Origin of the sequence: Alienimonas chondri (assembly GCF_013036045.1) — a bacterium.
Lineage (GTDB): Bacteria > Planctomycetota > Planctomycetia > Planctomycetales > Planctomycetaceae > Alienimonas > Alienimonas chondri.
Genome location: NZ_WTPX01000252.1, coordinates 1 through 4,162 on the forward strand (window position 1 = coordinate 1; position 4,162 = coordinate 4,162).

Below are 4,162 nucleotides of genomic sequence, written 5' to 3' on the forward strand. Positions count from 1 at the left end.
CGGCCGGAGCGAACCGGGGGGCGGAAAGCGGAGGGGGTTACTCCGAAGGCGGCTTCGGCCGACGCTTGCGGGGCGTGTCCGACGAACCGGATGAGCTGGAACCGGAGGACGACGAATCGGAGGACGAAGACCCCGACGACGACGACCGCCGGCGGACCGTCTTGCCGTCTTTCGAGGTCGCGGACGAACTCGAACCGGAGGACCCCGAACTCGACGACCGCCGCGTCTTCCCGGAGGACGAACCCCCCGAGGACGAACTCCCGGAGGAGGACCCCGCGGTAGACGACCCGGCGGAGGAACTCGACGTTCGTCGCGTTTTTCCCGAGGAACCGGATCCCGACGAACTGCTCCCGGAGGAACTTGATCCCGACCGCGTGCGGGGCGCGGTCCCGGCGGCGGGCTTGGAGGACTTCTTCTGCGGCAGGGCGCTGAAGTCCGGGAAATCGGTGCCGACCGGTCCCTCATCCACGACGTCCGGGACAGCGGCGGGGATCGGGGCCAGCTCCGGCAGCGAACTGCGGACCACCCCGTGCCCCTTCATCTTGGCATGCGTGGCGTGATCGTCCTTCGGCGTGCCGGACGAACGGCGGGCCGCCCGTTTTCGCGGCTTGGGACGGAACGCGATGATCGCCCCGATCGTGATCAGCACGAGGACCCCCACGCCCACGCCCAGCAGCACGACGTTCGGCCCTTCCTCCGCGTCTTCCTCCTCGGCGGCCTGCGGGGCGCCGGGGGTTTGCGGGCCGCCGTCGCCGTCGGCGAGTTGCGGGTCGTCCTCGCCGGGGGCTGCGGTCGGGTCGCTGGGCAGCGGCTTCGGAACCGCCACGCCCCGGCCTTCCTGCAGGCTTTGATAGAGATCCTCGGCGTCGCGGCGGGTGTCCTCGGCGATCTTCGCCGGGTCGGTCAGGGTGAGCCAGGAGAGCAGTTCCTTCTCCGCTTTGACGTACTCGGCGGTCTTCTCGTCGCCGGACTTCGTCTCCGCCAGCACCGCTCGGACCGCGGGGATGCGCAGGCGAGCGTTGTTGTAGTCCGCCTGGAACCGATCGCCCTCGGGGGTGGCCAGTTGCCGGGCGAGCATCTGGGAGATCTTGCCCCAGCCCCAAACCGCTTCGCCGTCGCCGCCGAGGGCTTTGGCGAGCGTCGGGCCGTCGCCGTCCGCTTCGCCCCAATCGGCCAGCAGGTTCGCGGCGGCGATCTGGCCGTTGAGGGCGTTGGGCTTCTCTTCCAGCACCGCTTTGACCTGTTCGTAGCCCTCTTGGTACTTGCCGGCTTCGGCGAGCAGCTCGCCCAACCGCAGCTTCACGCCGCTTTCGGCCGCGGCGCGGGCGTCGCCCTCGGGGAGATAATCCTTGAGCACCTTCCGCAGCGCCGTGGCGGCCTTGTTGAGGTAGCCGGACGCCTCCCCGCTGCCCGCGGGCAGGCTCTCGGCGAGGCCGCCGTAGGTCTCCGCGACCCACATCAACGACCCGAACGTCTGATCGTCGGAACCGGCGATCTGATCGAGGAACCCGACGAGGTTCTTGCGGGCTTCGTCGCGCTCCGGGCCGGGCGGCATATCGGCGAGTTCCTGCTGGATCTCCTCGCCCAGACTGCGGAACAGCCCGACGTTGCCGCCGTCGCTGACCCGCTGAATGTCTTGAATTGTATTTTGGGCGGCGGGAATGTCTTTCAGGCCGATCTGCGACCGCAACAGCGTTTGATAGGCGAGACCGGCGAACTTGGCGCTGGTCACGCCGCGGGGCGGACGTTCGGCGCCGTCCTCCACGGCGATCGCGTCGAGCACCTTGGCCTTGCCGCCGGTGAGCAGGTCGGAGGCCGCCTGGAAGTCCCCCGCGCCGTTCTTCAATTGGGCGAGCGTCGTTTTGCCGATGATGAGCTGCTCCGACGGTTTCGCCTCGCCGGAGAGCACCGCCTCCGCCTTCGTCACGCCGGTTTGCAGGCGCTCCATCGCCTGTTGCCGGAGGGCGTCGACGCTCTCGTCGGCCGGGGGGACGTCCATGGCGGCGACCTCGCGGGAGCGTCGGACCAGGGCGTCGCCGGCCTTGAGCTGGGCGTCGGCGTAGGCGGGGTCGCTTTCCGGGACGGTGGCGAACACCTCGGCGGCGTCGGCCATCTGACCGTCGCTCATCAGGGCGCGGCCCAGCGTGATGCGGGCGGCGCTGGCCCGGTCGCTGGCGGGGTACTTCTCCGAGATCCAATCCGCGATCCGGCCGAGCTGCGCCAGTTCGAAGGAGCCGTCCGTGCCCGCCGGGCGGTTCGTGTAGGCCTGCGTCCAGGCGAGCGCCGCGGTGCTGGCGGCTTCCAGCGGGATGCCGGACTGGTCCGGGCCGTCCTGTTCACTCTCCGCATCGGGGGCCGGCGGGGTGAAGTTGCGGGCGACGAACTCCGCCAGCACGGCGGCTTCGTAGTGGCGGCCGGACTGCACGTTCACCCACGCCAGCAGGTAGCGGGCGCGGCTGAGCTCGCCGAGGTCCGTGTTTCCGTCCGCCAGTTCGTTGGCGAGGTTCAGCAGCCGGGAGGTCTCGGCCAGCAGGGCGTCGAGGTCTTCCTGAGCGGCCGCTTTATCGGCGGGGGTTTCGGCCGCTTTGACGGCGTCCTGCTTCTCCTTGAGCTGACGCAACTGATCCTGAGCGGCGTCGAACGCTTCGACGAAGGTGCGGGGTTCCTCGCGGTCCAGACCCAGGGAGGTCCGCACCCGCGCGGCGGCTTCCTTCGCGACGCCGCTGATCGCCTGGCTGCGGCGGGCGGCGGTTTGGAAGTCGGCCAACGCGGCCCGCAGCGCGCGGGTGCGATCGCGACCTTCCTCCTCCGGAGCGCCGCGCTCCTGGGCGATGCCGCGTTCGAACAGCACCCCGGCGCCGGAGTCCGTCCCGAGACGGGCCCGGTCGCCGTCCAACCACTGCGTGGCCTGCGTGACGACGGTTTGATAATCGGCTTTGAGCGGATGGTTCAGCACGGACAGCCGCAACCGCTGGGCCGTGCCGCGCAGCGCCTCGACCGCGTCCCGCACCGCGTTGGAGGCGCCGTCGGGCGGCTGCTGATCGAGGACTTCCTTCAGGATCGTCGCGGCGACGGTGAGGTTCTGCACGGCGGCGTCCTTCGCCCCCCCGCTCAGCGCCTCGACCGCGGCGGGCTCCTCCGGCACGCGGGCGGTGCGAATCTGCGCCTGCAGGATGCGCCCGGGCAACGAGCCGATCGAGATACGGGAGTCCTTCCGAAGCTCCTCCAACGGAGCGTCCGCCTCGTCCAGCAGGCGGGTGCGGTCCGGCGTGCCGACCGCATAGGTCTCGGCGCGGCGGAAGATCACGCGGGCGGCCTCGACGCGGGCGCGAATCAACCGCCCCTGAGCGGCCCGGCGGCGGGCGGCGGCGGCTTCGTCCCGCTGCTCCAGGCCGATGTCGCGGATCGTCTTCTCCAACGCGGTGCGCGCGTCGCCGTACACGCGCTCCGCATCTTGCAGCAACTGGCGGGCCTGCGTCTTCGTCTCCTCCGGCAGGGCGACGGGGTCGTCCGACTCCAACAGATCGGCGGCGGCTTGTTGGAGGATCTCCGCCCGCAGGAACTGGGCGTCCCCGGCGAGCGGGCTGTTCGGATTGCCCTGGGCGAAGGACTCCAGCAGCGCGGCGGCTTCGTCCAATCGGGCGCGGGCGTTGCCGGCGGCGGAGGGGTTGCGGGCGAGGCTCAGCAGCGTCAGGGCGCGTTCAAACGGGAGCGCCGCGACCAGCTCCGCCGGCGTGTCTTCCGCCGCGGCCAAACGATCGATTTCGAGCAGGGCGAAGTCCGCCATCCCCCGGTCGCGCAGGCCTTCCAGGAAGGCGCGCTCCGGCCCGTCCAACGCGGAGCCGTCGTCGTCCTGCCCGAGCGCCGGCCCGGCGAGGCAGAGCAGCGCCAAGCCGCACAGGCTCGTCCGCAGGGCCGTCGCCCACGGCCGGACCGGTCGCGGAGTGGAGGCGTACGACATGCGAAAGCGGAGGGTGAACAGTGGGCCGGAAACGAGTCCCGAAAGGGACGCAGTCACGATACGAGCGCAATTGAGGAGCCGCAATCCGCGGCGGATTAGGCCAATGCCGGCGGGACATTCATGCGTCCGTCGAGTCAACGTGGCGGCAAATGCGGCCGCGGGCGGGGTTGGCGTACGGGGCGTGCGGGGTCAGGCTGTGCG

Annotated in this window: 1 protein-coding gene; it reads right to left on the reverse strand. The window is 70.8% G+C overall.

What is annotated here, in order from left to right:
• Positions 1 to 37: 37 nt before the first annotated feature.
• A complete protein-coding gene (locus LzC2_RS21665; RefSeq protein WP_174977624.1) occupies positions 38 to 3,961 on the reverse strand; it encodes a hypothetical protein in 3,924 nt (1,307 codons plus the stop codon).
• Positions 3,962 to 4,162 lie beyond the last annotated feature (201 nt).